Origin of the sequence: Sinomonas sp. G460-2 (assembly GCF_047759905.1) — a bacterium.
GTDB lineage: Bacteria > Actinomycetota > Actinomycetes > Actinomycetales > Micrococcaceae > Sinomonas.
Genome location: NZ_JBKZWT010000460.1, coordinates 1 through 2,167, shown reverse-complemented (window position 1 = coordinate 2,167; position 2,167 = coordinate 1). Strand labels below are relative to the sequence as shown.

General features: G+C 71.3%; 3 protein-coding genes. All 3 read right to left on the bottom strand.

The features are described 5' to 3' along the window. Positions 1–488, bottom strand: a 488-nt coding sequence (locus ACLN58_RS21405) for a LacI family DNA-binding transcriptional regulator (RefSeq protein ID WP_415857234.1), incomplete at its 3' end; no start/stop codon positions are given. Between the two features lie 125 nt (positions 489–613). Then, positions 614–1,624 carry a hypothetical protein gene (locus ACLN58_RS21400; protein ID WP_415857233.1) on the bottom strand — a complete coding sequence of 337 codons (1,011 nt, stop codon included), beginning with the start codon at positions 1,622–1,624 and terminating at the stop codon, positions 614–616. Next, a partial coding sequence (locus tag ACLN58_RS21395) for an MFS transporter (RefSeq protein ID WP_415857232.1) occupies positions 1,621–2,167 on the bottom strand: 547 nt, incomplete at its 5' end. The genes ACLN58_RS21395 and ACLN58_RS21400, both read right to left, overlap by 4 nt.

Genomic DNA, 2,167 nt, shown 5'->3' with positions numbered 1-2,167 from the left:
CCGCCGCCCCGGTCATCGACGCGGACCGAGGACGTCCCTCCGCGCTCGGAGCCGACGAGCGCGACCGCCTGGCCCTGAGCCTCGAGCGCCGCGAGCTCACCGGGCTCAAGCTGGAGGGCGACGACGAGGGCGCCGTCGGAGCGCCCGTGCAGGCGCGGCGCGGTGAAGAACTCCGCCCGCGCCTGGGTGGTGGGCAGCTCCGTGAGGAGGACGTCGTAGCCCTCGCGGTTCAGGACCCGCCCCGCCGAGGCGATCACCTCGGCGAAGAACCACTTTGCGAGGAGCGGGACGATGATGGCGACTGTGCTCGTGCGGCCCGTCGCGAGGCGGGAGGCGCTCGGCGAGGTCACGTAGCCGAGTTCATCGGCGGCATCTCGCACGCGCTTGCGGGTCGCCTCCGAGATCCCCGCGACGCCGCGGAGGGCGCGGGAAACGGTCGAAATCGAGACTCCGGCGCGCTCGGCGACACTCTGGACCGAAACGGACATGTGACGAGCCTAACGAGAACCGAATCGGTACCGCAAGCGCTTGCGGAAATGGCGCGATCCGCGCTTCCCGCCCGGCCAGTTTTCCCGACCAGTTTTCCCGCCCAGTTTTCCGGCCCCGGGCCGAACTACTGGATGACGACGGCCGGGGACCACGCGTGCTCGATGAACAGTGAGGGCACCCCGGTGCCGTCCGCGGGGAGGGACCAGACGTCGCTGTCTCCTATCGGGGCGCCGCGGGCCAGCCCGTAGAGGATGGTCGAATCGTCGAGCCACTCGGCCTGGTCGTCGACGTTGCGGGCCTCCGCGAGGCGCGTGACCCGATCGGTCGTGAGGTCCAGGACGGCGAGGAGCCTGACGAGGGGCTGATTCGGGTCGGGCGACTTGATCTTGAAGGCGATCCGGGTGCCATCGGGCGAGAGTGACGGGCATTCGACCCCGGAGTGGATGGCGGTGAGCGTCCGCTGCTTGATGCTGCCGCGAACGAGCCAGTTCCGATCGGAGGAGCCAACGGTCGCGTAGAACGTGTCCCCGTCCTTGGCGAACGTCACGCCCCACACGTTGCGTTCCTGGGGGGCCAACGTGGTGCCGGGGACGTCGATGGCGAAGTTCTCGAGGTTTCCGAGGCTCGAGCCGTCGGTGGCGGAGATCTCCGTCGCGGTCGAGAACGAGCTCGAGTAGGCGTGGCCCGTGACGAACACGGTGGAGGCGGCCAGGGTTCCGTCGAAGGAAAGCCGCGCCCGGCTGGGCGCCCCGGCGAGAGTCCGGGTGCGCAGCAGATGCCAGTCAGCGTCCAGGATTTCCTCGTCCGTGCTGTTGACGAGGCCGATCTGGGCGTGCAGGCAGATTCGCCGGCCCGCCGCGACATCGATGCGGTCACAGGCCTGGGCGGTCAGGGTCCGCGATCCGTGGGGGCTGCTCGCGGGGACAGTGGCCACCATGCCCTGGCCCTGCCCGGAGGCCGTGTTGCGGAAGAAGATCACCGGGCCCGCCGGCGCCGCGGAGGCGACCGGGACCTCGGACGGGGCGCGCGACTGCTCCTGGTACCGGGCATACGCCCAGACCCCGTAGCCGCCCGCCCCGCCGAGGGCCAGGAGGATCACCACGAGGAGCACGATGCTCCGGGTCCTGGTGGTCACGCGGTGACCTTCTGGGCCGTCCGAAGCAGCATGACCGCGAACGGCAGGGCGAGCGCGAGCCCGGCGGCGACGAGCCACAGGGCCGCCTGACTGCCGATCGCGTACCAGAGCAGGCCGAAGCCCGTCGAGGCGATGAGGCGGGCGACGGCGACGACCGTCTGGGCGGCGGCGATGCCGCTCGCCGCGGACTGATGCGGCGAGAGCAGGCCGGCGAGGGCGGCGAGCACCCCGTCCGTGGCGGCGTAGAAGACGCCCAGGAGCACGAGCGTTCCCACCGTGGCCGGCAGCCCCGCCCAGGGCAGGACGGCGCAGACATAGGCGGCGAGCAGCGCGCCGTGCCCGGCGAGGAAGACGCGGGTCCTCCCCCACCTGTCGGCGAGCCGACCCATCGGGATAGCCAGGAGCAGATAGGCCACGTTGGTCCCGACGTAGAGCAGCGGGAACCATTCCGCCGCGAAGGCCGTCCGGGACTGCAGCACGAGATACAGGAAGCCGTCGCCGACCGTGAGCAGGCCGAGCACCCCGGCCACGAGGAGCAGCCGG